The sequence below is a fragment of the Streptomyces sp. NPDC006208 genome (assembly GCF_040613775.1).
Taxonomy (GTDB): Bacteria; Actinomycetota; Actinomycetes; order Streptomycetales; family Streptomycetaceae; genus Streptomyces.
In genome coordinates, this window is record NZ_JBEXSW010000011.1 from 74731 (window position 1) to 100194 (window position 25464).

The 25464-nt window shown below is 70.2% G+C and carries 22 protein-coding genes and 4 pseudogenes; 13 read left to right on the forward strand and 13 right to left on the reverse strand.

Annotated elements, in window-relative coordinates; genetic code table 11:
• Positions 1-342: 342 nt before the first annotated feature.
• Positions 343-1425, reverse strand: a complete 1083-nt coding sequence (locus ABZ208_RS11265; RefSeq protein WP_356909243.1) for an NlpC/P60 family protein — start codon at positions 1423-1425, stop codon at positions 343-345.
• 296 nt (positions 1426-1721) lie between these two features.
• On the reverse strand, positions 1722-2525 hold the full coding sequence (locus ABZ208_RS11270; protein ID WP_356909244.1) for a class I SAM-dependent methyltransferase: 804 nt from the start codon (positions 2523-2525) through the stop codon (positions 1722-1724).
• 172 nt (positions 2526-2697) lie between these two features.
• Here ABZ208_RS11270 and mshA point away from each other — a divergent pair, with 172 nt between their 5' ends.
• Positions 2698-4059 (forward strand): D-inositol-3-phosphate glycosyltransferase, encoded by a 1362-nt coding sequence (mshA, locus tag ABZ208_RS11275; protein WP_356909245.1) that lies wholly within the window; start codon positions 2698-2700, stop codon positions 4057-4059.
• A gap of 464 nt (positions 4060-4523) precedes the next feature.
• Positions 4524-5024 (forward strand): YbjN domain-containing protein, encoded by a 501-nt coding sequence (locus ABZ208_RS11280; protein ID WP_356909246.1) that lies wholly within the window; start codon positions 4524-4526, stop codon positions 5022-5024.
• Positions 5025-5066: 42 nt separating this feature from the next.
• Here ABZ208_RS11280 and ABZ208_RS11285 read toward each other — a convergent pair whose 3' ends face one another.
• On the reverse strand, positions 5067-6338 hold the full coding sequence (locus tag ABZ208_RS11285; RefSeq protein ID WP_356909247.1) for an MFS transporter: 1272 nt from the start codon (positions 6336-6338) through the stop codon (positions 5067-5069).
• A 180-nt stretch (positions 6339-6518) separates the two neighbouring features.
• Between ABZ208_RS11285 and ABZ208_RS11290 the strand changes: the two genes are divergently transcribed.
• Positions 6519-7280, forward strand: a complete 762-nt coding sequence (locus ABZ208_RS11290) for a phosphoglyceromutase (protein WP_356909248.1) — start codon at positions 6519-6521, stop codon at positions 7278-7280.
• A 78-nt stretch (positions 7281-7358) separates the two neighbouring features.
• On the opposite strand, the pseudogene ABZ208_RS11295 reads toward ABZ208_RS11290, so the two are convergent.
• Positions 7359-7499, reverse strand: a pseudogene (locus ABZ208_RS11295) (site-specific integrase); the annotation flags it as partial.
• Positions 7500-7670: 171 nt separating this feature from the next.
• A complete protein-coding gene (locus ABZ208_RS11300; protein WP_356909249.1) occupies positions 7671-7877 on the reverse strand; it encodes a hypothetical protein in 207 nt (68 codons plus the stop codon).
• 863 nt (positions 7878-8740) lie between these two features.
• Here ABZ208_RS11300 and ABZ208_RS11305 point away from each other — a divergent pair.
• Positions 8741-9049 (forward strand): annotated as a pseudogene (locus tag ABZ208_RS11305) (transposase); the annotation flags it as partial.
• 7 nt (positions 9050-9056) lie between these two features.
• Here the strand turns inward: ABZ208_RS11305 and ABZ208_RS11310 are convergent.
• Positions 9057-10745 (reverse strand): sialidase family protein, encoded by a 1689-nt coding sequence (locus ABZ208_RS11310; RefSeq protein WP_356909250.1) that lies wholly within the window; start codon positions 10743-10745, stop codon positions 9057-9059.
• A gap of 230 nt (positions 10746-10975) precedes the next feature.
• Here ABZ208_RS11310 and ABZ208_RS11315 point away from each other — a divergent pair.
• Positions 10976-11522 (forward strand): annotated as a pseudogene (locus ABZ208_RS11315) (leucine zipper domain-containing protein).
• A gap of 137 nt (positions 11523-11659) precedes the next feature.
• Here the strand turns inward: ABZ208_RS11315 and ABZ208_RS11320 are convergent.
• Both ABZ208_RS11320 and ABZ208_RS11325 read right to left on the reverse strand, forming a co-directional pair.
• Complete coding sequence (locus tag ABZ208_RS11320) at positions 11660-11866, reverse strand: hypothetical protein (RefSeq protein WP_327324241.1); 207 nt, start codon at positions 11864-11866, stop codon at positions 11660-11662.
• A gap of 239 nt (positions 11867-12105) precedes the next feature.
• The gene (locus tag ABZ208_RS11325) at positions 12106-12381 is read right to left on the reverse strand and encodes a hypothetical protein (protein WP_356909251.1); all 276 of its coding nucleotides are present in this window, start codon (positions 12379-12381) and stop codon (positions 12106-12108) included.
• Between the two features lie 600 nt (positions 12382-12981).
• On the opposite strand from ABZ208_RS11325, the pseudogene ABZ208_RS11330 reads away from it, so the two are divergent.
• Positions 12982-13506, forward strand: a pseudogene (locus ABZ208_RS11330) (IS5 family transposase); the annotation flags it as partial.
• Between the two features lie 371 nt (positions 13507-13877).
• Here the strand turns inward: ABZ208_RS11330 and ABZ208_RS11335 are convergent.
• Together ABZ208_RS11335 and ABZ208_RS11340 are read right to left on the reverse strand one after the other, a co-directional pair.
• A complete protein-coding gene (locus tag ABZ208_RS11335) occupies positions 13878-15929 on the reverse strand; it encodes a PA14 domain-containing protein (RefSeq protein WP_356909252.1) in 2052 nt (683 codons plus the stop codon).
• 357 nt (positions 15930-16286) lie between these two features.
• Positions 16287-16760, reverse strand: coding sequence for an SgcJ/EcaC family oxidoreductase (locus tag ABZ208_RS11340; protein ID WP_356909253.1), 474 nt, complete (start codon positions 16758-16760; stop codon positions 16287-16289).
• Positions 16761-16875: 115 nt separating this feature from the next.
• On the opposite strand from ABZ208_RS11340, the gene ABZ208_RS11345 reads away from it, so the two are divergent.
• Positions 16876-17325: a hypothetical protein gene (locus ABZ208_RS11345; protein ID WP_356909254.1), complete on the forward strand. Its 450-nt coding sequence runs from the start codon at positions 16876-16878 to the stop codon at positions 17323-17325.
• Between the two features lie 70 nt (positions 17326-17395).
• On the opposite strand, the gene ABZ208_RS11350 is transcribed toward ABZ208_RS11345, so the two are convergent.
• Complete coding sequence (locus ABZ208_RS11350) at positions 17396-17536, reverse strand: hypothetical protein (protein WP_328399126.1); 141 nt, start codon at positions 17534-17536, stop codon at positions 17396-17398.
• Between the two features lie 134 nt (positions 17537-17670).
• Positions 17671-18348 carry a phosphate signaling complex protein PhoU gene (gene phoU / locus ABZ208_RS11355; RefSeq protein ID WP_356909255.1) on the reverse strand — a complete coding sequence of 226 codons (678 nt, stop codon included), beginning with the start codon at positions 18346-18348 and terminating at the stop codon, positions 17671-17673.
• A gap of 198 nt (positions 18349-18546) precedes the next feature.
• Here phoU and ABZ208_RS11360 point away from each other — a divergent pair, with 198 nt between their 5' ends.
• Entirely contained in the window at positions 18547-19803 is a 1257-nt protein-coding gene (locus tag ABZ208_RS11360) for an ATP-binding protein (protein WP_356909256.1), read from the forward strand.
• A complete protein-coding gene (locus ABZ208_RS11365; RefSeq protein ID WP_018847140.1) occupies positions 19800-20480 on the forward strand; it encodes a response regulator transcription factor in 681 nt (226 codons plus the stop codon). The genes ABZ208_RS11360 and ABZ208_RS11365 overlap by 4 nt, the downstream gene beginning before the upstream one ends.
• A gap of 141 nt (positions 20481-20621) precedes the next feature.
• Here the strand turns inward: ABZ208_RS11365 and ABZ208_RS11370 are convergent, their stop codons facing one another.
• Positions 20622-21296 (reverse strand): DUF461 domain-containing protein, encoded by a 675-nt coding sequence (locus tag ABZ208_RS11370; RefSeq protein ID WP_356909257.1) that lies wholly within the window; start codon positions 21294-21296, stop codon positions 20622-20624.
• Positions 21297-21873: 577 nt separating this feature from the next.
• On the opposite strand from ABZ208_RS11370, the gene ABZ208_RS11375 reads away from it, so the two are divergent.
• The 4 genes from ABZ208_RS11375 (at position 21874) to cysS (ending at position 25436) form a co-directional block, all read left to right on the forward strand.
• Positions 21874-22356, forward strand: a complete 483-nt coding sequence (locus ABZ208_RS11375; RefSeq protein ID WP_003953493.1) for a CarD family transcriptional regulator — start codon at positions 21874-21876, stop codon at positions 22354-22356.
• Between the two features lie 292 nt (positions 22357-22648).
• Positions 22649-23395: a 2-C-methyl-D-erythritol 4-phosphate cytidylyltransferase gene (gene ispD / locus ABZ208_RS11380; RefSeq protein WP_356909258.1), complete on the forward strand. Its 747-nt coding sequence runs from the start codon at positions 22649-22651 to the stop codon at positions 23393-23395.
• Positions 23385-23894, forward strand: a complete 510-nt coding sequence (gene ispF, locus ABZ208_RS11385; RefSeq protein WP_328399131.1) for a 2-C-methyl-D-erythritol 2,4-cyclodiphosphate synthase — start codon at positions 23385-23387, stop codon at positions 23892-23894. Before ispD ends, ispF begins: the two co-directional genes overlap by 11 nt.
• A gap of 141 nt (positions 23895-24035) precedes the next feature.
• Positions 24036-25436, forward strand: coding sequence for a cysteine--tRNA ligase (gene cysS / locus ABZ208_RS11390; protein WP_356909259.1), 1401 nt, complete (start codon positions 24036-24038; stop codon positions 25434-25436).
• The last annotated feature ends 28 nt before the right edge of the window (positions 25437-25464 follow it).

A 25464-nucleotide genomic window follows, 5' to 3' on the forward strand; every position in this document is an offset into this window, starting at 1 on the left:
TTTCCTTCCCTCCCCCCGAGGGCGCGGCAGGTCGACGATCGACGTCCCGCCAGACGGGGACCATAGCGGTATGCGGTGGCCGAACGGAATGGCGATCAGAGAAGAGCGGATGGCATATGCCGCGCATGGGGAGGTAGTTGGCACTCAAGCCATGACGAACATCACGCCGATCGTCCCGTTTGTCACGTAATATCCCGCGTGGCGCACGTCACTTGGCCCGGGCGTCGACGACAGCGCCGCATGTGCCATGTCACCGGAGCGCGGTGCGCACCGCATGGCAAAGTCACCCGGCATGGCGCACATCACCCGGCGCGCGCCGGCCTTCCAGGGGCCGGCGCCGCGTCACTTGTCGGGGCGTACGACCCCGAGGATCGCCATGGAACCCGCGCCCGCGACCGTCACATTCCGGCCCGGCCGCGGTGCATGCACTATCGCGCCGTCCCCGATGTACATCCCCACATGGCTGGCGTCCGAGTGGTAGATGATCAGGTCACCGGGGCGCATGTCCCTGATCTGGACACGGGGCAGCAGACGCCACTGCTCCTGCGAGGTACGCGGAATGGCCCGCCCGGCAGCCAGCCACGCCTGTGAGGTGAGCCCGGAACAGTCGTACGAACCGGGGCCCTCGGCGCCCCACTCGTACGGTTTGCCGATCTGCCTGGTCGCGAAGGCGATGGCCTCCTTGCCCTGCACGCTCGCGCGGCCGTTGATCTCCTTCAGTACGCCCGAGCCCAGCCAGGCCGCCTGTGCGTCGTACTGAACCTGGCGCTCCATCTCGAGGAGCCGCGCGAGCTCCTCCTTCTCCAGCCTGTCCTCGAGCTTCTTGGCCGCGGCGATCTTCTCCTTGATCTCCTTCTTGGCCTTCTCCTGCTTGCGGCGGTTGGCCTCGAGCTTCTGCCACTGGGTGCTGGCGTCCTTGGTGTACGTCGCCAAGTCGGCCTGTGTCCGGGTCAGTTCGGTCAGCAGGTCGTTGGTCGCCTTCTGTCCTTGCTGTATCCGGCCGATTCCGTCGATGAACAGCTGCGGATCGTCGACGAGGACCAGTTGCGCCTCGGGCGGCAGGCCGCCGCCGCGGTACTGGGCGCGGGCAGCCGCCCCCACCCTGTTCTTGATGTCGTCGATGCGGGCCTGCCCCCTGGCCATCTCCTGGGCCAGCTTCACGATTTCGGCCGACTGCTCGGCGGCCTGCTCCTCGGCGAGGTTGTACGCGTCGGTCGCCGACGCCGCCTTGCGGTACAGCGCCTCGATCTCCTGGCGCACCTCTTCGAGGGTGCGCTCCGGCGGCGCGGGTGCTCCCGGCTCGGTCACGGAGGCCGGGGCGCTCGGCGGTGGCTCGGGGGCCGCGAAGGCCGGGCCGCCGGACGCCAACACGGTCAGTGCGCACACCAAGGTGACGGCGGCAGTGGCAACGTGGCGTCGGTTCACGACTCCCCCTCCGGGCGAACACCGATCACGTGAATGTGATTTACCGTCAGTAACTTGTCCGTGACGTCCGTGATGGTGTCACGGCATCCGCAAAAGTGACAGGGCCAAACGCGGGGTTGATCGCACGTCACCCCGGATGCGTCGCATCCCGGATGCCGCCGCAGGGCCGGCCGGCAGATCAGTCCCGTCGATCATCCCCACCCACGGGCCGCCTGCCGATCCCCCGACCTTCCCCACCCGACAGTGACGAACGGCGCACCGCTCGCGTTCCCGTACCCGGCCGGTGCGTGCGACGTTCACCCGAAGGTGGGTGCGAGGGCCGTCCATTCAACGGTGACTTCACCCTGCCGCCACCGCCGTCGGTCGTCCACCAGCGGCCAACTGCCCGCCAGATCACCGACGGCCCGGATCCAGCGCTGCCGCGCGCCCAGCGGGGCGAACGGCGCCGCTGCCGCCCACGCCCGGTCGAAGTCCCGCAGAAAGGCGTGCACCGGCTCGCCCGGCACGTTGCGGTGGATGAGCGCCTTGGGGAGCCGTTCCGCCAGATCGGAGGGACGCTCGAGCGACCCGAGCCGGGTCGCGAAGGTCACGGTCCGCGGCCCTTCGGGCCCCAGCGCCACCCATACGTGCCGCCGCCCGATCTCGTCGCAGGTGCCCTCCACCAGCAGTCCGCCCGGCGCCAGCCGGCCGCACAACCGGGCCCACACGGCGGCGACCTCGTCCTCGTCGTACTGGCGCAGCACGTTGGCCGCCCGGATGAGCTCCGGGCGCCGGGCGAGCGGGATCTCGAACCCGCCGTGGCGGAACGTCAGTCCGTCGCGCTCGTACGGCTTCGCGGCCGCGACCCTGGCAGGGTCGATCTCGATGCCGACGACCTCGCAGCGCGCGTCGGCCGTGCGCAGGCGCTGCAGCAGTTCGACGGCGGTCCAGGGGGCCGCCCCGTAGCCGAGGTCGACGGCGACAGGCGCGGCGGTGTTGCGGCGCAGCGCGATCGCGTGGGTGGCGGCGATCCAGCGGTCCATGCGGCGCAGCCGGTTGGGGTTGGTCGTCCCCCGGGTCACGGCGCCCACGGGGCGGTGCGGGCCGGCGGGACGGGTCATGGAAGTGAGGGTAAGCCGTCCGGGCGACGCTTCGCGCAGACGGCAATGATTTGGCAAAGTGGGGCAAAGGCCGGGCCGCGCGGAAATGGAAGTCGATGCTCCGCTGTTGTCAGGCGTGCAGGGTCGTTCACGGCCCCGCTTGTCGTGCCCGCGAGCGAGGAGGAACGCCGACGTGAGCCAGTACGTCTCCCGCCTCGGCGGCAGCCTGGTGGCGCCGCGCATCCGGTTCCCAGGCGGCCACCGCAAGCCGCGCAGGATCGCCATGCTCAGCGTCCACACGTCCCCGCTGCACCAGCCGGGTACGGGCGACGCGGGCGGTATGAACGTCTATATCGTCGAGCTCGCCCGACGGCTCGCGGCCATCAACATCGAGGTCGAGATCTTCACCCGGGCCACCTCCGGCGGGCTGCCCCCTGCCGTGGAGCTCGCGCCCGGGGTCCTCGTACGCCATGTGGACGCCGGGCCCTACGAGGGTCTCGCCAAGGAGGACCTCCCGCCGCAGCTGTGCGCGTTCACACACGGTGTGATGCAGGCCTGGGCGGGCCACCGGCCCGGCCACTACGACCTCGTCCACTCGCACTACTGGCTCTCCGGCCATGTCGGCTGGCTCGCGGCCGAGCGGTGGGGCGTCCCGCTGGTGCACGCCATGCACACCATGGCCAAGGTCAAGAACGCCGCGCTGGCCGATGGGGACAGTCCCGAGCCGGCCTCCCGCGTCATCGGCGAGACCCAGATAGTGGGCGCCGCCGACCGGCTGATCGCCAATACGGCGGAGGAGGCGGACGAGCTCGCCCGTTTCTACGACGCCGATCCCGCCAAGGTCGCCGTCGTCCACCCAGGCGTCAACCTCGACGTGTTCCGGCCCGGTCCCGGCGGCGTCCCCGGTGACGCCGCCGGCCGCGCGGCCGCCCGTGCCCGCCTCGGACTGCCGCAGGACGCGTTCATCCCGCTGTTCGCGGGCCGTATCCAGCCGCTGAAGGCCCCGGACATCCTGCTGCGCGCCGTCGCGCTGCTGCTGGAGCGCGACCCGTCCCTGCGCTCGCGCATCGTCGTGCCGGTCGTCGGCGGGCCGAGCGGCAGCGGTCTCGCCAAGCCCGAAGGGCTGCAGAAGCTGGCTGCCCGGCTCGGGATCGCCGATGTGGTCCACTTCCAGCGTCCGGTCGGCCAGCAGCGGCTCGCGGACTGGTTCCGGGCCGCGTCCACGCTGGTCATGCCCTCGTACAGCGAGTCCTTCGGACTGGTCGCGATCGAGGCGCAGGCGACCGGCACGCCGGTGGTCGCCGCGGCGGTCGGCGGGCTTCCGGTGGCGGTACGCGACGAGCTGACCGGCTTCCTGGTCCCCGGCCATGACCCCGCGGACTACGCGGACACGCTGCGCCGTTTCGTCCTCGACCCGTCCCTGTCGCAGACGATGGGCGCCGCAGCGGCACAGCACGCGCAGTCCTTCGGCTGGGACGCGGCGGCGTCGGCGACGGCGGACGTCTACACGGCGGCGATGTACGAGCACCGCCACCGCGCAGCCCACCGCAACTAGGCCCTGTCCGGGCGATCTTGTCGGGCCTGCGGCGACGGCTACGGCGCCTCGCTGTGTTGTCGGAGTCGCCCGAGTACGTCCCGTACGAGGGCGATCTCCCCCGGCCTCCGGCCGGGCGGTGCCCCAAACGCCTTGCGATGCGTCCCCTCGGCCCTGGCGGCCTGGGGAGACCCCGTGCCTCGGCCCTGGCGGCCTGGGGAGACCCCGTGCCTCGGCCCTGGCGGCCTGGGGAGACCCCGTGCCTCGGCCCTGGCGGCCTGGGGAGACCCCATGCCTCGGCCCTGGCGGGCCTGGGGAGACCCCACGTATCCGACGCCGCAGGCTGGTCCTCGAAGATCGCCCGGACAGGGCCTGGCTCCTCCTCCACGGCGCTCGGCACAGGGGGCCGGCCGGGAACCCGTGCCGCGCGCCACATCCCGGACGCTCGCGCGGACGTGTGCCGCCCGCTGACGTACGCTCCCCCCATGGCTGACGTACAGCAGGTGGCGCAGGTCATCGAGCGGACCCTCAAGGACGCGGATCTCGAATGGGAGAGTCCTCGCGCGGGCTCGTACGTCGTCAAACTCCCCGGCACCCGCAAGCTGTCGACGACCTGCTCCCTCCTCGTCGGCAAGCACTCGCTGTCGATCAACGCATTTGTCATCCGCCACCCCGACGAGAACGACGCGGCCGTGCACCGCTGGCTGCTGGAGCGCAATCTCAAGCTGTACGGGGTGAGTTACGCGGTCGACCGGCTCGGCGACATCTACCTGGTCGGCAAGCTGCCCCTGTCCGTGGTCAGCGAGGACGAGCTCGACCGGCTGCTCGGCACCGTCCTCGAGGCGTCGGACGGCGCCTTCAACTCGCTTCTCGAGCTGGGCTTCGCAAGCGCGATCCGCCGCGAGTACGAGTGGCGGGTCTCCCGCGGTGAATCGACCCGTAACCTCGACGCGTTCACGCATCTCACGCAGCGCCCCGCCGACTGACCCTCGGCCTCGCGGGCCTCGCCGGAGAGACCAGCAGCCGTCCTAGGCGTCAGCCGGAGCGGGCGCGGGCGCGGAGTCGGCCGGGGCCTTGGCCCCGCTCTCGGTCCTGGGCTCACGCAGCCCCCGCATCAGCAGCCAGTACCCGGCCGCCGCCACCGTGCCGATGGCCGCGCACGAGCCCCACAGCCACCCGGCGCCGAAGCGGTCGATGGTGTAGCCGGCCATCAGCGGCGCGACCAGGGCCGCGACCGACCAGGACATGGTGTACATGCCCTGGTAGCGGCCGCGTCCGTGCACCGGGGAGAGCCGGACCACCAGGCCCATCTGTGTCGGCGAGTTGATGATCTCGGCCAGCGTCCAGACGCACACGGTCAGCGCGTACACGCCGAGCGACCCGGCGAACGCGGTCAATCCGAACCCGTAGCCCGCCAGCAGGGCGGAGAGGACCAGCAACTGCTGCGGGTCGCGGTGCTCGATGAACCGGGTGACCGGGATCTGCAGGGCGACGATCAGTACGCCGTTGACCGCGATGACGAGGCCGTAGTCCGACGGGGAGAAGCCGGCAAGGCCCATGGCCACGGGCAGGCCGACCGAGCCCTGCATGAAGACCAGCGAGATCAGGAAGGACAGACAGACGACGCCCATGTAGCGCCCGTCGCGCAGCACGGTCCCGAGCCGGGTCTCCGGCTCGTGCGCTCCCGCAGCGTCCGTGCCGCGCTGCGGGCGGGACTCCGGCAGCTTGGCGAAGACCACTACCGCGCAGGTCAGCGTGAGCGCGGCCTCGCCGAGGAAGCCCGCGAGATAGCTGTACTCGGCGATGAGACCGGCGGCCGCCGCGGAGATCGCGAATCCCAGGTTGATCGCCCAGTAGTTCAGGGCGAAGGCTCGTACCCGGTCCTCTGGCCGGACGATGTCGGCCATCATCGCCTGCACGGCCGGCCGGGACGCGTTGCTCGTCATGCCGACGAGGAAGGCGACGGCGGCGATCGCCACGGGATGGTGCATGAAGCCGAGCAGCGCCACGGACAGAGCCGTCGAGGTCTGGGCGATCAGCAGCGTCGGCCGCCGTCCGAGCCGGTCGGCCATCACGCCCCCGCCGAGCGAGGACACGACACCGCCGAGGCCGTGCAGGGCGGCCACGAGCCCTGCGTACGAGGCTGAGTAGCCGCGCTCCAGCGTCAGGTACAGAGCCATGAAGGTGGCGACGAACGCGCCGAGCCGGTTGACGAGCGTGCTCGTCCACAGCCACCAGAACTCGCGGGGAAGGCCCGAGACGCTCTCTCTCACGGCACGTCGCACACCGGCGATGGACATACGGGATCCCCCCACGGAGTGTTCGACCTGCTGTAAGTGGCCAAGCTGGCATCAGCAAATTACATACGGGGGGTTCCCGGCCGCCAGTCAATTGACGGGCCCCGTCAATCGAACGGGCCGCCCTGTCCGCTCCTCGGGCACACGCGCGGGGCGTCAGGGGTGTCGATTAGGCTCAGCCGTATGGCCGACGCACCGTACAAGCTGATCCTCCTCCGCCACGGCGAGAGCGATTGGAACGCAAAGAACCTGTTCACCGGCTGGGTGGACGTCAACCTCACGGAGAAGGGCGAGAAGGAGGCAGTCCGCGGCGGTGAGCTGCTCAAGGACGCCGGCCTGCTCCCCGACGTGCTCCACACCTCCCTCCAGAAGCGCGCCATCCGCACGGCGCAGCTGGCCCTGGAGTCCGCCGACCGCCACTGGATCCCGGTCCACCGCTCATGGCGGCTGAACGAGCGCCACTACGGCGCGCTGCAGGGCAAGGACAAGGCGCAGACGTTGGCCGAGTTCGGCGAGGAGCAGTTCATGCTCTGGCGCCGCTCGTACGACACCCCGCCGCCGGCCCTCGCCGACGACAGCGAGTTCTCGCAGGCGAACGACCCCCGCTACGCGACGATCCCCAGCGAGCTGCGCCCGCGCACGGAGTGCCTCAAGGACGTCGTCGAGCGCATGCTGCCGTACTGGTACGACGGCATCGTCCCGGACCTCCTCACCGGCCGCACGGTCCTGATCGCCGCCCACGGCAACAGCCTGCGCGCCCTGGTCAAGCACCTGGACGGCATCTCGGACGCCGACATCGCGGGCCTGAACATCCCGACCGGCATCCCGCTGGTCTACGAGCTCGACGCCGACTTCAACCCGCTCAAGCCGGGCGGCACCTACCTCGACCCGGACGCCGCGGCGGCGGCGATCGAGGCCGTGAAGAACCAGGGCAAGAAGAAGTAGCTTTCGTGATCACGCCCCTGATCCGCACTTTCGGTGCGGATCAGGGGCGTGATCACGGTCTGGCACCTACCTGGAACCTCAGCCCGTGTGATCTTGCGGGCGGAGAGCCTGCCCGAGAGCCTTCCGGGCCCGCTCCCGGCTTCTTGGCATGAGGCGCGCGTACACCTTCAGCGTCAGCCCCGGGTCGGAGTGCCCGAGGTATTCAGCAAGAGCCTTGATGCAGCTCGCTGCGCTCGCGCGCGACGGCGTTCGGGGGCTCCCGCCCGCCGCGTGCTTCCGGGCCGACTCGGACCTAGCGTGCCCGACGGGTCGGCACAGTCCCTGCGACTCTCCCGGCCAGCTCGCGCGGGAGCGCCCCGCGGCGCGTGGCTGCGAAGCGCCTTGTGGGGTTCAGTCGATCCGCTCCCCGTCGCGCGTACCGCCCTTGCAGAGGTTGTCCGTCAGATCGGGCGTTCCGCCGCCCTGCCTGCACTCAGAAGGGGTGACGTAGGATGGGGCACCCTGTGCGGTGGCGGCGGCGGTGGCGGCGCCGGTGAGGCCGAGTCCGGCGAGGGCTGCCGTGGCGGTGACGGCGGCGAGGATTCGTCGAATGCGCATTTGGTTTCCCTTTCACGGATTGCCTCGGTTGGGGTACTAGTCAGCTTGATCTTCACCCATGTGGGTGGCACGTCATGTTGGGCCATTCGGGTGACAGTGCTGTCGGGTGCGGGGTCGGTGACGCGACCCGTCGGACAGGCCCTGGAACGAAGAGACCACCCCGGCCGGATGGGTGGTCTCTTCGTTGTTCCGGAGGGGGCAGCGTCCGCAACCGGCCCCATGCTGAGAGCCGTGTTGACCTGCGAAAACGCGCCCTTGGCGGCGGAGGGTGGGTGGACGCTACACATTCTGTTGAGCGTCCGCAGGAAAAGTGCAGGTCAGAGGGGGCGAGCGATCCCCGGCGGACGCTATTTTCCCTTAACTCTCAAGTTTTGCTGGGGACGGCTTTTCAGGCGGGGCGGGATCGTGGGCCCGGCTGCCCGCCCGCCCCCCTGAAAAGCCGTGGTGAACCACAGAGAGCGGGGGAGGCCCGGCGGCACCTGCCCACGTCTGGCGCCTGCCCCTTGGAAGGCCCGCAGGGCAGCAGTCCAGGAGCGGGCGTCCCCGGGGCAGGTACAGGCGCCCTACGCAAGCAAGAAGAGCACCCGCGGACGTGACGTGCTCCTCTTGCTTGTGCAGGGCGGTCGTGGCGCACCCTGATGCCTTCCAAGCGAGGGCGACGAGTGCCCCGCTCCTGGACTGCTGCCTGCAGGAGCGTGGGGGAACCGTGCGCGGGTGTCAGGGTCAGGTGTCAGGGGGGTGTCAGCGCGCGCTGTTAGGGAGCGTGACACCCGCGCCTGCCCAGGGGTTTGGGTGTTGGGCGGCCGTGACGGTGTTAGGCGTTGGAGGTCATCTCATTTGGTTGCCTCGGTAGGCCTTGGGGCGTGGTGGGGATCGTTGAGCGGCTGGTGCCGGACGAGTTGTGGGACTTGTTCCAGCGGGTGGTGCCGGAGGCGCGTTCGCGGCCTCATGGCGGTGGCCGCCGCCGGCATGGCGACCGTGAGGTGCCGGCCGCGATCGTGTTCGTAACCACTTCGGGATGCACGTGGCAGCAGTTGTCCGCTGTGTCGTTCGGTCCGTCGGGGGCGACGGCTCACCGCCGTTTTGCCGAGTGGACGAAGGCCAGGGTGTGGGCCAAGCTCCACCGCCTGGTCCTCGACGAGCTCGGCTCCTGCGGCGAGTTGGACGGGTCCGCGTCGGTCAGCGGGTGCGGAGACTGCTGGTGTACACGTCCGTACGGTTCTGTGGTGCGCTGGAGTGGGTCTCGGTGAGCACCGCCCGTACTCCCTTGCCGTCTGCCACCAGGCCTTGGTAGTCGCCGAGGAAGTGGCCCCCGGCGAACGGCGCCTGCAGCCAGTCGAAGACCCGCGAGATCCGTCGTTCGGTCCGGAGCTTCGGGTTTCCGTGCTGCAGCGTGGCCAGTTGGTAGGCGGTGGGCAGGGTGGTGGTGTTGCCGGGCTTGAGGAAGCGCAGGTCGTAGTAAGTGAGCGCGACCGTGCCCCGCACGGTGACCGCGATCGACGGTGAGAAGGCCGGAACGCCCTTGGGGCTGATCAGCTCCGGGGTCCCCCAGGTGCGTCCGCCGTCGGTGGACCGCACAAGCTGGACGGAGTCGAACTTTCCACCGGAGAAGTCCGAGCCCTCGTAGGCCATGTACAGCGTGCCTGTCCTGGGGTCGACGGCCGGGCTCGGCAGGGTGGCCGCGGCGCGCAGCAGTTTGGTGGGGTCGTTCGGGTCGACCTCCGGTACGGAGGTGTCCCGGGCCACGGTGACCGGGGCACTCCAGGTCTCTCCGGCGTCGGTCGAGGTGACCACCTCGTAGCGGGCTTCGACGACGGTGCTCAGGTCGTCGGAGTAAGTGATCCGGTCGAAGAAGTCGTACAGGGTGCCGGTGCGCCGGTCGGCGACGATCAGATGGCCGATGGTCTGTGTGTTGGGCACGGTGCTGGTGTCGACGAACGGCCGGGCCTTGCTCCAGGTGCGGCCGCCGTCGCGGGTGAGGGAGATGTAGCCGGGACCGTCGAGGGAGCTGGGGCCGGGTGGGTCGTTGTCGAGGCGGTTCCAGACCTGGTAGGCGGTGCCCTTGCGGATCGGGTCGGCGGTGAGTGAGGGCTTGTCGTTGAAAAACGGCTGCTCGTCGACGTGCGTGGTGGTGAGGTTCTGCCAAGTGCGGCCGCCGTCGCGGGACGTGACTGCCAGGAGGGCGCTGCGCGTGCTCTTCGTGAAGTCGACGCCCTCCCCGCCGGCGTAGACCGTGCCGTCCGGTCCGGTGCTCACCCAGGGGTCGGAGGCCCGTTCGAAGTCCGCGCCGCCGGGGGCGCACAGGCTGAACGGCAGCGTGCTCCGGTGGAAGGTGTGGCCGTCCGTGGTCCAGCCGGCCGCCAGGCCACGGGCGCCGCCGTCGTTCCAGCGGTCCTGCTGGAACACGGTGACCACGCGCTTGGGGTCGCGCGGATCGACGGACAGGTACGGCTCGACCTCGGTGCCCGGGTAGACGATGCTGTCGGGGGACCTCGCTCCGATGGTGCACTTCGCGTACGGGTCGCCGTGGGACACCTTGACCAGTGGTGTGCCGTCGGGGTTCCGGTCTGCTGCGGCGGGAGTCGCGCCGGTGACCGTGACGAGCAGCAGCGCGGCGGTGGTGACGGCGGTGGTGACGGCGGTCAGGGGCAGGAAGACGCGCATGCGGGATCTCCTCCGGGCCTGTCGGCCGGGGTACGGGACCGCCGTCATCGGGGCGGCCTGGGGCGCGGAGGCGTACCGGAACGCGAGGGTGGGGCGCTCCGCTTGGTCCTCTTCGGCGTTGCAGCCGGTGCCCTTGATGGGCCGAACGACGGAGTCGTCCCCGGGGTCGTCGAGGAGCACGGCGGAGCCGACCGGCGGGTGCACCGAGCCGGTCGGCTCCTTGGTCGTGCTGTTACGGCGCCGTCTCGTAGGTCCCCGGAGAAGGCCGTGGGCCGCGTGCCGGTTGGCGATGCCGGCGGGGTCGGCCTTGGCTCAGACGGGTTGGTGGAGCGGGATGCCCTGCTGGACCTCTTCCACGGTGAGGATGAGTCAGGGCATCTCTAGAACTGACGGAGGTTATTGACAGGTGGGTCTCTCATCTCCAGGAGACCTGCATGATGACCGAACGCGAGCTATCACGGCGTGCGAGGTACCGGCTGGCGGTGCTGCGCCATGCGGAGGAGGTGAGCGGCAGTGTTGCCGCCACCTGCCGCTACTACGGCATCAGCCGCCAGTGCCACTACATATGGCTGCGAGGCTATGAGGCCGAGGGCCTTGAGGGACTGAGGGACCGCTCGAGCGCACCGCACCACACGCCGCACGCCACCAAGGCAGACGTCGTCGAGAAGAAACTCTGGCTGCGCCAGCAGTACCACTTCGGCCCGGCAAAGATCGCGATGTACTTGGATCGGTATCACGACGTCAAGGTCAGCTCGTCCGGCGTGTGGCGCATCCTGAAGAAGGTGGGCCGGTCTCACCGCATCGACTCCGAAGAGTTCTACCGCCTCCTGGAGGGGCAGGTCATCGACGACGTCAACCTGTTCAACGTCAAGCTCCAGGAGTGGGAGGACTACTACAACTACGATCGCCCCCCACGGCGCACTCACCGGCCAGACACCCTACGAACGACTCCGACAGAAAGCCCAGAACCCACTGTCGTAGGCCTCCGTCAGTTGCACAGTGCCGCGGTGTCAAGACGGGCGCGGGCGATCCACCCAACGGTGGACCGGGTGCCGTCACCCCATACGCACCGCGCCGGGCGCACCGGCCGGACTGGTTGCCCAGCGTGCGCCGACCGGTCAAGTGATCGCCGGCGTGGTCCCGTCAGGCAGCGCGCAGGCGTAGCCGGCGTAGGGGCGTGAAACGATCTGTCCGCCGGCGGCCGTGCAGTCGTCTCTGGAGATGTTCGGAGACGAGGCGGCCCCGGCGCTGACAGCGCCGACGGCGCTCACGCCGGCAAGCGTTGCCGCGGCCAGGGCGAGGCCCAGGATTCTTCGCATGCGCATGACTTCCTCCTCCTCTCAGGCGCCTTCGTTCGGCCTTCGGGAAGGACAAGTCTCAAGACGACGGCGCCCTCTTACTCAGCATGGGCGCTCCGCATGAGGCCCGCGAGGCGAGGCTGGGCGCCGCGCCGGGGCGGTGACTACCCGGCCCCGGAGAGGCATGACGTCACCGGGGGTCAAGGAGGAGACGGGCCGTACCTGCCTCCGACCGGTGCCGGCGAGCGGCTGCCGCGATCGGTCTTCTAACGCGGTTCGTGGGCCGCCGCCCGGCAGGCACCGGTCGCGGCGCCGCCCGCCACTCCGGCCCCGGTCAGCCCGGTCACACAACTCTGCAGGTCTCCGACCACGCCACGGCTGCAGGCCGCTGTGACGGAGTCGGAAGCGGTGGCACCGGCCAGTTCGGCCATCTGTGTGCAGGCGGGGATGTCCGCCCGGACCGCGGGAGCGGCGAGGACCGCACCGCCGAGGGTGAGGGTCAGGCAAGTGAGGGCACCGGCGACACGGGTCGACGTGCGCATGGGACGTACCTGCCTTCCGGGTTGGTCGCGCGGTCCTGGTCCCGGCGGGCCGGATCCACGCGGTAAGGCCGCCTGGCGACGCTCGGTGAGTGGTGCCCCCTCCATTGAGCCGCACCGGGACATGGTCGCCAGGCCGAAGGAGAGGGCCCCGGACCGGATGAGACACACTCGGACCTCCACTCGCGGGCCCTCACTCCAGCGTCGCATCCTCTCCCCCGTCCGTCCTGGGCACCCGGGGGCGGCCGCGCTGAGTAACTGCGATTGTGCGAAGCGCGGTTGCCGGCCCGTCCGGCCGACCAGGTGGATCGGACGGCCCAGCGTCCCGCCCGGCCGGTCCCCTGCACACCGCCGGGCGCGGCTCGGCCGGGGAGGGAAATACCCGGCGCGACCCTGACCCGCCAAGCCGTGCTCAAGCGGGTCCATCAGCGTGCGACTGCACTGCGTCGGCTCATGCCGCAGTTGCTCAGTGTCGAGGGCTAGCGGCTCATTGCCCGTTGTCGCCAAAGGTGAGCCGGCATGGGCGCACCTCGACCTCGTTCACCTAACAGGCCATCTCGTTGGGCATGTTCGCTAAGACGTCATCTCATTTGGCTGAGTACGCTGCCGGTTGTGGCAGGGATCGTTGAGCCGCTGGTGCCGGACGAGTTGTGGGAGCTGTTCCAGCGGGTGGTGCCGAAGGCGCCTTCGCGACCTCAGGGCGGTGGCCGGCGTCGGCACGGCGACCGCGAAGTGATGGCTGCAATCGTCTTCGTGGCGACCTCTGGCTGCACGTGGCAGCAGTTGCCGACCGCGTCGTTCGGGCCGTCCGGCGCGACGGCTCACCGCCGATTCACCGAGTGGACGAAGGCCCGGGTGTGGGCCAAACTCCACCGCCTGGTCCTCGACGAACTGGGATCCCGCGGCGAGTTGGACTGGTCCCGGTGCGCGATCGACTCGGTCAACATGCGGGCATTGAAAAGGGGGAGCTGACAGGTCCGAGTGAGTCCTGTAGACCGGGGCAAGTACGGGTCAAAGATCCACCTGATCACGGAGCGGACCGGCCTGCCCCTGTCCATCGGGATCTCGGGCGCCAACACGCACGACAGTCAGGCACAGATCCCACTGGTGAAGGGCATACCGCCAGTCGTCGTCTCGGGGCCGTGACGGGGCCGTGCGAGTCGGAGACGCGGCCTGTCGACCAGCTGGATCCGCACATCGATCGCGACAGCGGCAGCTACCGAGGCAGCCGCCCACATCGCGAGCTCGAGCCGTGCGCGGACCGCACCGAGGGCGATGCCGACCGGTACTGGCTGCCGACGTGCGCAACCGGTACGGCGGGGAACCGTCCGCACAGGACTACCTCGCCTGCGGGCCCTGGGGGAGGGGAAGCCGGGCCTCCTGCTCTCCTCGGTGATGTGACGCCACGCATTCACGATGGATTCGCCCCGGCGACAGGACGGAACCCTCGGAGCCCCGGATTCCAAGGAAAACGGGGCTCCGACGTGTGCGGGTACCGGCTAGACGCGGTCCTGGAAGACGCAGCTCCACACGTGCGTGCCCGCGACGCTGCCGTCGGCGCGCACCGCCTCCAGCGTGTAGAAGTGCGTGGTCCCCCGCGCGGCCGTGGTGTCCGTGTAGGCACGGGTCTCCGCCGGCAGCAGTCCGGCGTGCAGCGGCTCGTACGCCTTCGTGGCCGCGTTCCACCGGCTGACCCGGTAGCCCGCGACGGTGTCGCACTCGGCCGTGCTGTCGCACCGCCAGTTGATGGATGGCCCGTCCTCGTCGGGTCCGCCGATCACGGTGCCGTAGCCCATGCTGCCGAGGTCCCAGTCCCGGGTGACCGTCACGGACGGCCGGACGTCCAGCTCGGTGGCCTCGACGACCGTGACCTTCGGGTCGCTCGGGGGCAGCGCGTTGTCCCAGCGGTCCCTGGCGACGACCGCGTACACGTACGTCTCGCCGTCCGGCAGGTCGCCGCAGAGGGCCGCGAGCGGGTTGCTCGTGCCCTCCCGGCAGGAGGTGGAGCTGAGCCACTTGACCGTGCCGTCGGCCTGCCGGACGCCGGTCCAGGCCGCGTAGCGCTCGACGTCGTCCTCGGTCGAGGCCGCCCAGCTCACCAGCACGCCATCGGCGCGCGGGGTGGCCTTCACGCCGGTGACCGGGCCGGGCGCGACGCGGTCGGCGGTGCGGACGACGAGCGGGGCGGACAGCGCCGACTCGTTGCCGGCCGGGTCCACCGCCGCGACCGCGTACGTCACGTACGTGCCCGCGGGCATGTCCAGGTCGTGGCAGATGCCGCCGGTGCTGGTCTCGTCGCTGTTCTCGGCGCAGGTCACGCGGGTGAGCGCGGCCGGGTCGAGGGTCTTGCCGGGCGAGCGGTAGACGCGGTAGGTCCCGCCGTTGTCGAAGTCCTCGTAGAAGCCGTCGGGCTGCTTCCAGTACACGTCGGTGTAGCCGACGCGGACGACGGAGCCGAGGGAGGCCGGGGACTTCGGCGGCGTCCGGTCGACGCCGTCGCCGGTGACGACGGCGTACGCCGACGGGTTGCCGAGCGCGTCGAGGGCGCGGACCCGGTAGTACCGGGCGGTGTTCACGGGTGCGTCGGTGCGGTACGACGTGGCGGTCGTCGTGCCCAGCAGCTCGAACGGGCCGGTGGCCGCGGAGGCGGCGTACACCTCGTACTTCGCGGCGTCGGCGACCCCCTGCCAGGCCAGGGTGGCCCACCACGCGTCGCCGGCGACCGTGAGACCGGTCGGCGCCGCCGGGCCCGTGCGGTCCACGGTCGCAGCGGTGGCGTCGAGGCTGCCGGCGGACTCACGGCCCGCCTTGTCGACGGCGCGGACCTCGTACAGGAAGGTCTGGCCCGTGGCGGGCGTCGCGTCCACGAAGGACGGGGAGGTGAGCAGCGACGAGCCGCTGACCTTCGCCCACTGGGTGGTACTCAGCCGGCGGTACACGCGGTAACCGGCGAGGTCCATCTCCTTGTTCGCGGTCCAGCGCAGGGTGGTCTTCGTGGTGTCCCGGTTGTACGCGGCGGTGAGGCCGGTCGGGGCGAGCGGCTTGACCGTGTCGACGGCTGCCTCGGTGCGCGGGGCGTACGTGAACCCGGCGGAGGCGAAGCCGGTCCAGGCGACGTAGTCCACGCGGATGGTGTGCTTGCCGGCCGGGATGGACAGGTCGACGGTCTTGCGGGCGGTGGTGGAGACGTTCTTCCACAGGTCGATCTTCCGCACGCCGTCGACGTAGACACGCATGCCGTCCTGCGTGGCGGCGGAGAGCCGGAAGGGGCCGCCGGAGCCGAAGTCCCGGGTGAGGGACCAGCGGACGGAGAAGTTGTCCTTGGGCAGCGTGACCCCGGCCGGGTCGCCGTACCCGTAGTTCTCGGCGATGGCGGAGTCGCAGGCGGTCAGCTTCGGCGTGCCGTTGAAGGTGGAGTTGCCGAAGTACTGCGCCCTCCAGACGGGAGAGGCACAGGTGACGGCCGCGGAGGCCGGGGCGGCGGTGATCAGGCCGCCGGTTGCTGCGAGGGCGGCCGTCGCGGCCAGCGCGGTCAGCCGGGTGCGAGTCATCACAGAGAGTGGGGCCCTTTCCGGACCAATGGGAAACAGGTGAAACGCGTGACGCCTGTGTGACCCATGAGGCGGAGGCAGGGTTGCCTCGCCCCTCACCCTTTTTCACGGACGTTCGCGACGCGTCGGCCCTACCGGTGGACGTCAGCCGTAGCGGCGCGGCCGTCGCCCGACCAGCCAGGACCGGCCGACCTCATGAAGCGCTACACCCCGGGGCCGTCTCTGGGCGCGCGCCACTACTGCCCCGACGGAAGCGGGAGATTCGATCAAGTAGCGCATGCGCGCAGCGTACGACCGAGCGCGTTGTCGGAGCCCCCTGCCCGCGGAGCGCTGGGGGCTCGGTGCCGGCCGGGGGCGTCAGCGGGGCGGGGTGCGCCGCGTCAGCAGTTCACTGAGTTCGGCGGTGTCCTGCTCCACCAGGTGCGGGCGCCCGTGGTACTGGGCCGGTGTGTTCTGGAACAGGGTGATCCGCCATGTCTCGCCCTGCCGCTCGGCCACGACGGTCTGATGCGCGTTGGTCGCCGGGTTCAGCTCCTTCGAGCCGGGCGGGAGCATGCCGGCGAGGGCGCGCAGCAGGACCGCGTCCGTGCCGCCCAGGGGCCGGACCTCGCGCTCCGTCGCGACATACGCCGCGGTCGGGTGATCGGCGAAGATCGGCGAGAGATGGTCCCGGATCCGCACGGCGCCGCTCTCCACGCTGCCGTCGAACCCGATGATCGTGCCGTCGTCGGCGAAGAGCCCTGCGAAGTCGTCCGCGCTCCGGCGGTTCCACGCATCGAGCAGCCGGGAGTAGAGGTCGCGGACGGCGGCGTCGGCGTGCTGAGTGGTCACGGGGTGCTCCGACCGTGTGCTGGAGGTTTGCATGGACGCAGATGTGAAGATCGTCTAGCGCTCTGCCCGGGGATTCGTGCCAACTGGCCGCACGAACAGGAGTGTTGGGGGACGGATGCTCGGCATCAGGAAGCTTTCGGGGGTCGCGGCCGCGGGCATGGCCGCCGTGGCGCTCGCCGCCACGCCGGCCGCGGCCAAGGCTCCGTACTGGCAGCCGGTGAAGACGAACTCGTCGTGGTCGTGCTCCGACTACACGTACCACCAGATGTCGTACAACGTGAACTTCAAGGCCTGCGTGGTGAGCAACGACCCGGGCTACAAGCAGGGCGTCCTCGTGGTCCAGAACAACGCCAAGGTGAAGATCGACATCCGTGGACGGGTGTACACCGAGGGAGGCCTCGTCGACCAGAGCCTGGCCTGCATGCACTCCCCGCTCAGCGCCGGGGCCACCACCGGGTGCTTCCTGCCCTCGACCAAGGCGAGTGGAGTCTTCCGTGTCAAGGGCGCCCTGTGGATGAACGGGGACGAGAACGAGAACCTCGACATCGTGTCCTGGCACGACTGAGGCCGACCGTCCGCAGCACGCGGAAGGGCCCCGTCCGGGACGGACGGGGCCCTTCCGCGTGGTGTGCGCGTCAGCCGCACTGGCACGGTGCTCCCGACTGGCAGCCGCAGCCGCAGCCCGAACCGCAGCCGCAGGCGCCGAGAACAGGCAGGAACACCGCGTCCGCGGACGTCGCTTCCTGCTGGGGGTCGGTCGTGGGGGATTCGGCCATGGGTCCCTCCTCATGGGCGTACGCGTCACGGGCGTACGGACCTCGGGCGTACGCAATCGAACGCCCTTTGCCCATTGCACGCCCACCCGGCCGGGCGCATCAACGGCGCACGCGCGCAAGCGCCCCCGGCCCCGTTACGCGCCCTCGACCGCCGTCGGCGGCTGGAGCTCGTCCGCGTGCTCGCCCGTGACCAGGTAGACGACGCGCTTGGCCACCGACACCGCGTGGTCCGCGAAGCGCTCGTAGTAGCGGCCGAGCAGCGTGACGTCCACCGCCGTCTCGATCCCGTGCTTCCAGCGGTCGTCCATCAGGTGCTGGAACAGCGTCCGGTGCAGCGTGTCCATCTCGTCGTCGTCCTGCTCCAGCTGAAGCGCCAGGTCGACGTCCTTCGTGATGATGACCTCCGCCGCCTTCGCCATCAGGCGCTGCGCCAGCTGACCCATCTGCAGGATCGTCGCGTGCAGGTCGTTCGGCACCGCGCGGTCCGGGAAGCGCAGTCGCGCGAGCTTGGCCACGTGCTGGGCCAGGTCGCCCGAGCGCTCCAGGTCCGCGCTCATCCGCAGCGAGGTGACCACGATCCGCAGATCCGTCGCCACGGGCTGCTGCCGCGCCAGCAGCGCGATGGCCCGTGCCTCGAGGTCGTGCTGCAGATCGTCGACCTTCTGGTCAGCGGCGATCACGTTCTCGGCCAGCTTCAGATCGGCATCGAGCATGGCCGTCGTGGCGCGTCCGATCGCCGACCCGACCAGCCGGGCCATCTCGACCAGGCCCTCGCCTATCGAATCCAGTTCCTCGTGGTACGCGTCCCGCATGGGTGTCCCTCTCTTGATGCGACCAGGGTCCGAGTGGGCCCGGTACCCCTACGCTCCCACGCTGTGGCCGGAACAAGACGACATCCTCCCGACCAAATGAACCAGCACTTTCCCCTTGGTGAACTCTGAGCGACGACTGTTCGAGGTGCCACCCGTTTGGCTGGGAGACGGTCCGGGGCCCCGCATAACCTGGGGGGCATGGACGTGAACGCGGCGGTCGCCGCAGCAGCAGCGATCGCCGGTCTGTGCACCGGCGTCATCGCGGTGCTGGCGTTCCGCTGGAGCGAGCGGGAACAGCAACGGCCGACCCGTACCTCGCTCCACACCGATGCCGTGCTCCCGCCCGGCGTCGACACCGTCCTGTCCGTGCTCCGCTCCTCCGCGGTCGTCCTCGACGAGTCCGACTCGGTCGTCAAGGCCAGCTCCGCGGCGTACGCCCTTGGTCTGGTCCGCGGCGGCAAGCTCGCCGTCGAACCCATGCTGCACATGGCCCGCGACACCCGGCGCGACGGCGAGATACGGCAGGTCGAGCTGGACCTGCCCCGGCGCGGCACCGGCCGCGGCGAAGCCCTCGCCGTCTCCGCCCGCGTCGCCCCCCTCGGCTCCCGCCTCGTCCTGCTCCTGGTCGAGGACCTCACCGAGGCCCGTCGCATAGAAGCGGTACGGCGCGACTTCGTCGCCAACGTCAGCCATGAGCTCAAGACCCCGGTCGGCGCGCTCTCCCTGCTCTCCGAGGCGGTCATGGACGCCTCGGACGACCCCGAGGCGGTCACCCGCTTCGCCGGCCGTATGCAGATCGAGGCGACCCGGCTCACCAACCTCGTACAGGAACTGATCGACCTCTCGCGGGTCCAGAACGACGACCCGCTCGAGGACTCCGAGCCCGTACGCGTGGACGAACTGGTTGTCGAGGCCATCGACCGCTCCCGGCACACCGCGTCCACCAAACAGATCACCATGGCCACCGGAGGCACCTCGGACCTGCGTATCTGGGGCAGTCGCGGCCAGCTGGCCGCCGCGCTGGGTAACCTGGTCGAGAACGCCGTCAACTACTCTCCCGCCCACACGCGCGTCGGCATCTCCGCCCGCCGCGTCTCGGCCCCCGGCGGGGATCTCATCGAGATAGCCGTGACCGACCAGGGAATCGGCATCTCCGAGAAGGACCGCGAGCGGGTCTTCGAACGGTTCTACCGTGTCGACCCCGCCCGCTCCCGTGCCACTGGAGGCACGGGTCTGGGACTGGCCATCGTCAAGCACGTGGCCGCCTCGCACGGCGGGGAGGTCACGGTGTGGAGCTCCGAGGGCCAGGGCTCCACCTTCACCCTGAGGCTGCCCGAAGCGGGCGCCGGACGGGACCGCTCACACAACGGACCGGATCGCCTCGAAGAGGACGACGACCGGCCTTACGACACCGATCCGAACAGCGAAATTCCTGCCCCGGAGGTCCTTCCGTGACCCGAGTGCTCGTCGTCGAGGATGAGGAATCATTCAGCGACGCCCTGTCCTACATGCTCCGCAAGGAGGGCTTCGAGGTCGCCGTGGCGACCACGGGCCCCGAGGGCCTCGACGAGTTCGAGCGCAACGGCGCCGATCTCGTCCTCCTCGACCTGATGCTGCCCGGGCTGCCGGGCACCGAGGTGTGCCGCCAGCTGCGCGGCCGTTCGAACGTCCCGGTCATCATGGTGACCGCCAAGGACAGCGAGATCGACAAGGTCGTCGGGCTGGAAATAGGAGCCGACGACTACGTGACCAAGCCCTTCTCCTCGCGGGAGCTGGTCGCCCGCATCCGCGCGGTGCTGCGCCGCCGCGGTGAGCCGGAGGAGGTCACCCCGGCCGCGCTCGAGGCGGGCCCGGTCCGGATGGACGTGGACCGCCATGTCGTCACGGTCTCCGGCGGCAAGGTCGACCTGCCGCTGAAGGAGTTCGACCTGCTGGAGATGCTGCTGCGCAACGCGGGCCGCGTACTGACCCGTATGCAGCTGATCGACCGGGTCTGGGGCGCGGACTACGTCGGCGACACCAAGACCCTCGACGTCCACGTCAAGCGCCTGCGCGCCAAGATCGAACCGGACCCGGGCGCCCCGCGCTACCTGGTGACGGTGCGGGGTCTGGGGTACAAGTTCGAGCCGTAGACCGACACCGGTAACCGGGCGCCGAGTCCGCGCCGTGGAGCGTACGTCCCGTACGCCGCGGCCCGCACGCGCCACGCGCCGACGCGACGGAAGGGGCGGCCCACCGGTGTCCGGTGGGCCGCCCCTTCCGTCGTGCTCGTGTCAGTGACCCGCGGAGTGCGACGCCGACGCGTCGTCCGACGGCTTCTCGGCCTCGCCGCCCGCGGCCTCCTCGGCGGGGGAGCCGGACGGAGTGCCCGACGGCGTGACCGCGGGGGAGCCGGACGGAGTGGCAGCAGGCGACTTGGCCGGCGGGGCCGGCACCGTGCTCGGGCCGAAGCCCGCGAAGTAGCTCGTCGCCGGGACGACCAGCGCCTGCATCTTCACGTCGCCGGTCTCGCTGAAGCGGAAGACCACGTTCTGGAAGCCGCCGTCGTTCACGGCCTCGTTCGCGTTCTCGATCACCGCGGACGCGTTGCCCTTGCCGCCGAAGATGACCCGACCGCCGGCCGGGACCGTGATCGGGCCGGAACCCTTGGCCGGGCTCAGCTCCACCTGGGCCTCGGTGCCCGGCAGGGTGATCGACTCCAGGGTCTGCGCCTTGATGCCGTCATTGAAGACGGTCACGGCCACGACCGCGGGGCCCTCCGCGTCCGGCTCGGGCTGGGTGATGACCGTCGCGTTCTGGAGCTTCAGGTTGTCGATCGCCGTCTCGGGGTTGTCCGGCTTGACCTCGAGGGTCTGCGCGCGGGTGCCCGCACCGCAGGCGGAGAGCGAGGCGATCGAGAAGACGATGGCAGCGCCGGCGAGGGCACCGCGTCGAAGGCTGCTGCTCACGGCGGCGGCATCTCCTTGGGCGTACGGACGGGCGGATGGCGGCTGCCACCGGCCGAAGGGCGTGTCAGCTCGCGCTCAGGTTACCGAGCCGCCGACCACGCCCCGCACCCGACCCGCCCTTTGCGGGTGACGGCCCGTCGCACCCCCCGCGGGCGAACGTCTTCCGTATCTTCCGGCGTCGATGTTCCACAGCTCGTTCACAAATCCGCGGTGATCAATTTCCGGGGCGGCCACGCTTTCATTGACGATTACTTGTCGGTGATCAATTCGGATTCGCCGGCACGTCCCTCCGTACGGGTGACCGAGGTCCGAACGGAGTAGAGGAAGTTCACCATCGAGAACCCGGCAAATCGGGACGTTCACCCACTTTGGAGGGGGGTGTACGGGGTGTGACGGGGGTGTTTCCGCCTGCCCGTGCAGCCGCTCCGACCTGCGAATACCCCGCTCCGGAAGGCGCCCGCAGCACGTTCCTGTCGCTGTTGTCAAGCCCCGAGATATGCCCTGACCTGCGAAAACGCCATTCAGAAGAAGCCGTATCCGTGTTACCCTGGATAGCCACGGAAGGGGTACCTGTCACATGACGTTCAAGGTTGGCGACACCGTGGTCTATCCCCATCACGGGGCCGCGCTGATCGAGGCCATCGAAACTCGCCAGATCAAAGGCGTGGACAAGACCTACTTGGTGCTCAAGGTCGCCCAGGGCGACCTGACGGTGCGTGTGCCGGCGGACAATGCGGAGTTCGTTGGCGTACGTGATGTGGTCGGCCAGGACGGGCTCGACCGGGTCTTCGAGGTGCTGCGCGCACCGTACGCGGAAGAGCCGACGAACTGGTCCCGTCGCTACAAGGCAAATCTCGAGAAACTCGCCTCCGGCGATGTCATCAAGGTCGCCGAAGTGGTGCGCGACCTGTGGCGTCGTGAGCGCGAGCGCGGGCTGTCCGCCGGTGAGAAGCGGATGCTCGCCAAGGCGCGCCAGATCCTGGTGAGCGAGCTCGCCCTCGCAGAGAACACCAATGAGGACAAGGCCGAGGCTCTCCTCGACGAGGTCCTCGCGTCCTGACGCACAATTAATGCCGCGGTGCCCGCTGACATGCTGTGAAAAACCAGTCTGTCGCCGGGCGCTGCGGCACGCTCATTTCTGTTTGCCGTTACCTACTGCTCACCGCGCGCACCGTGCCCGCATCCACAGTGCGCACTGTGGATGCGCCAGGCCCGGGCGGCCGACGCAGACCGTAGTCACGGAAGGGTCCGGTCAAGGCGTCGCGCCCGGGCATTCCCCCGACCTTCGGCCGGGGGTACCCCCAGGCCATACCCATGTCGGCCGAGGAAACAAACCTGCCGGAGTGCAACCGATGTCAGACGAATCGCGCCAGTACCGCACCGCAGCCGTGATCCCGGCCGCCGGACGCGGCGTACGGCTCGGCCCCGGCGCCCCCAAGGCGCTGCGCGCGCTGAACGGGACGCCGATGCTCATCCACGCAGTACGCGCCATGGCGGCATCCCGCGCCGTCTCCCTGGTCGTCGTGGTCGCACCCCCCGACGGCGCGCCCGAGGTGAAGCGGCTCCTCGACACCTACGCCCTGCCCGAGAGAACCGACTACCTGGTCGTGCCCGGCGGCGACACCCGCCAGGAGTCGGTAGGCCTCGGCCTCGACGCGCTCCCCGAGGACATCGGCATCGTCCTCGTGCACGACGCCGCCCGCCCGCTGGTGCCCGTCGAAACAGTGGACGCCGTCGTCCAGGCCGTACGTGACGGCGCCCCCGCCGTCGTGCCCGCCCTGCCGCTCGCGGACACCGTCAAGGAGATCGAGCCCGCCGCCCAGGGCGAACCCGAGCCGGTCGTCTCCACCCCCGAACGGGCCCGGCTGCGCGCCGTGCAGACCCCGCAGGGCTTCGACCGCGACACGCTGGTGCGCGCCCACGGCACCGTCGCCGTCGCGGGCGAAGGCGCCACGGACGACGCGGGCATGGTCGAGCAGCTCGGCGCTCCCGTGGTCGTCGTACCGGGCCACGAAGAGGCATTCAAGGTGACCCGCCCGCTGGACCTGGTCCTGGCCGAGGCGGTTCTCGCACGCAGAAGGGCCAACGATGGCTTCTGAGTCCCCGGACATCTCCCCGGGCATCCCGCTCGTCGGCATCGGCACCGATGTGCACGCCTTCGAGCAGGGCCGCGAACTGTGGTGCGCGGGCCTCAAATGGGAGGACAACGACGGCTGGGGCCTCGCCGGGCACTCCGACGGTGACGTCGCCGCGCACGCCGCCTGCGACGCGCTCTTCTCCGCCGCCGGCGTCGGCGACCTCGGCGCCCACTTCGGCACCTCCCGGCCCGAGTGGTCCGGCGCCTCCGGTGTGACGTTGCTCGCGGAGGCCGCCCGGATCGTGCGGGCGCAGGGATTCGAGATCGGCAATGTCTCCGTTCAGGTGATCGGCGTACGCCCCAAGATCGGCAAGCGGCGCGACGAGGCCCAGAAGGCACTCTCCGCGGCGATCGGCGCGCCGGTGGCCGTGTCGGGGACCACGACGGACGGCCTCGGACTGACCGGACGGGCCGAAGGACTGGCCGCGATCGCCACCGCCCTCGTCGTCCGCGCCCGCTGACGTCCGTGCCCGCCACCGCGCTCGAGGCATGGCCGAAAAGCGGCTCAGGCCCGCTCGTCGGGCACTGCAGCGCCACATGAATGTCACGCGAACCCCGGAAGGGGGCGCGGGGCACTGCTATAGGGCCACTACCCTTGATGCGTGACTATTCGCCTGTACGACACCAGCGCCCGGCAGATCCGTGACTTCACCCCGATTCTGCCGGGTTGTGTCTCGATCTACCTGTGCGGCGCCACGGTGCAGGCCGCCCCGCACATCGGGCACATCCGGTCCGGCCTGAACTTCGACATCATGCGCCGCTGGTTCGAGTACCGCGGCTACGACGTGACGTTCGTGCGCAACGTGACCGACATCGACGACAAGATCATCGCCAAGGCGGCCGAACAGGGCCGCCCCTGGTGGTCCATCGGCTACGAGAACGAGCGCGCCTTCAACGACGGCTACACCGCTCTCGGCTGCCTGCCGCCCACCTACGAGCCGCGCGCCACCGGCCACATCACCGAGATGGTCGAGATGATGCGCGGTCTGATCGAGCGCGGTCACGCCTACGAGGCCGACGGCAACGTCTACTTCGACGTGCGCTCCTTCCCCGGTTATCTCCAGCTGTCCAACCAGGACATCGACGACCTGCGCCAGCCGTCCGGCGAGGGCGAGACCGGCAAGCGCGACCCGCGGGACTTCGCCATGTGGAAGGCGGAGAAGCCGGGTGAGCCGTCGTGGGAGACCCCCTGGGGACGGGGGCGCCCTGGCTGGCACCTGGAGTGCTCGGCGATGGCCCACAAGTACCTGGGCGCCGCCTTCGACATCCACGGCGGCGGAATCGACCTGATCTTCCCGCACCACGAGAACGAGATCGCCCAGGCCAAGGCGTACGGCGACGACTTCTCCACGTACTGGGTGCACAACGCCTGGGTGACGATCGCCGGCGAGAAGATGGCCAAGTCGCTCGGCAACTCGGTGCTCGTCAGCGAAATGGTCAAGCAGTGGCGGCCGATCGTGCTGCGGTACTACCTCGGCACCCCGCACTACCGCTCCATGATCGAATACAGCGAAGAGGCGCTGCGCGAGGCCGAGTCCGCGTTCGCGCGCATCGAGGGCTTCGTCCAGCGCGTCATCGAGAAGGCCGGGGGCGTCGTCGAGCCCGCCGCCGAAGTACCGCCGGCCTTCGCCGACGCCATGGACGACGACCTCGGCGTGCCGCAGGCGCTCGCCATCATCCACACCACGGTCCGGCAGGGGAACTCGGCGCTCGCCGCCGACGACAAGGAAGCCGCCGTCGCCCGGCTCGCCGAGGTCCGCGCCATGCTCGGCGTCCTCGGACTCGACCCGCTCGACCCGCAGTGGGCCGGCGAGACCGACCGCGGCGAGGACCTCCACGGCGTCGTCGACACGCTCGTACGGCTGGTGCTTCAGCAGCGCGAGTCCGCCCGCGCCCGCAAGGACTGGGCCACGGCGGACGCCATCCGCGACCAGCTCAACCAGTCCGGGCTCGTCGTCGAAGACGGCCCGGACGGTCCGCGCTGGACACTCGGACCCCGCTGACCAGCCACAATGTGCCGCCCGGCCTCCC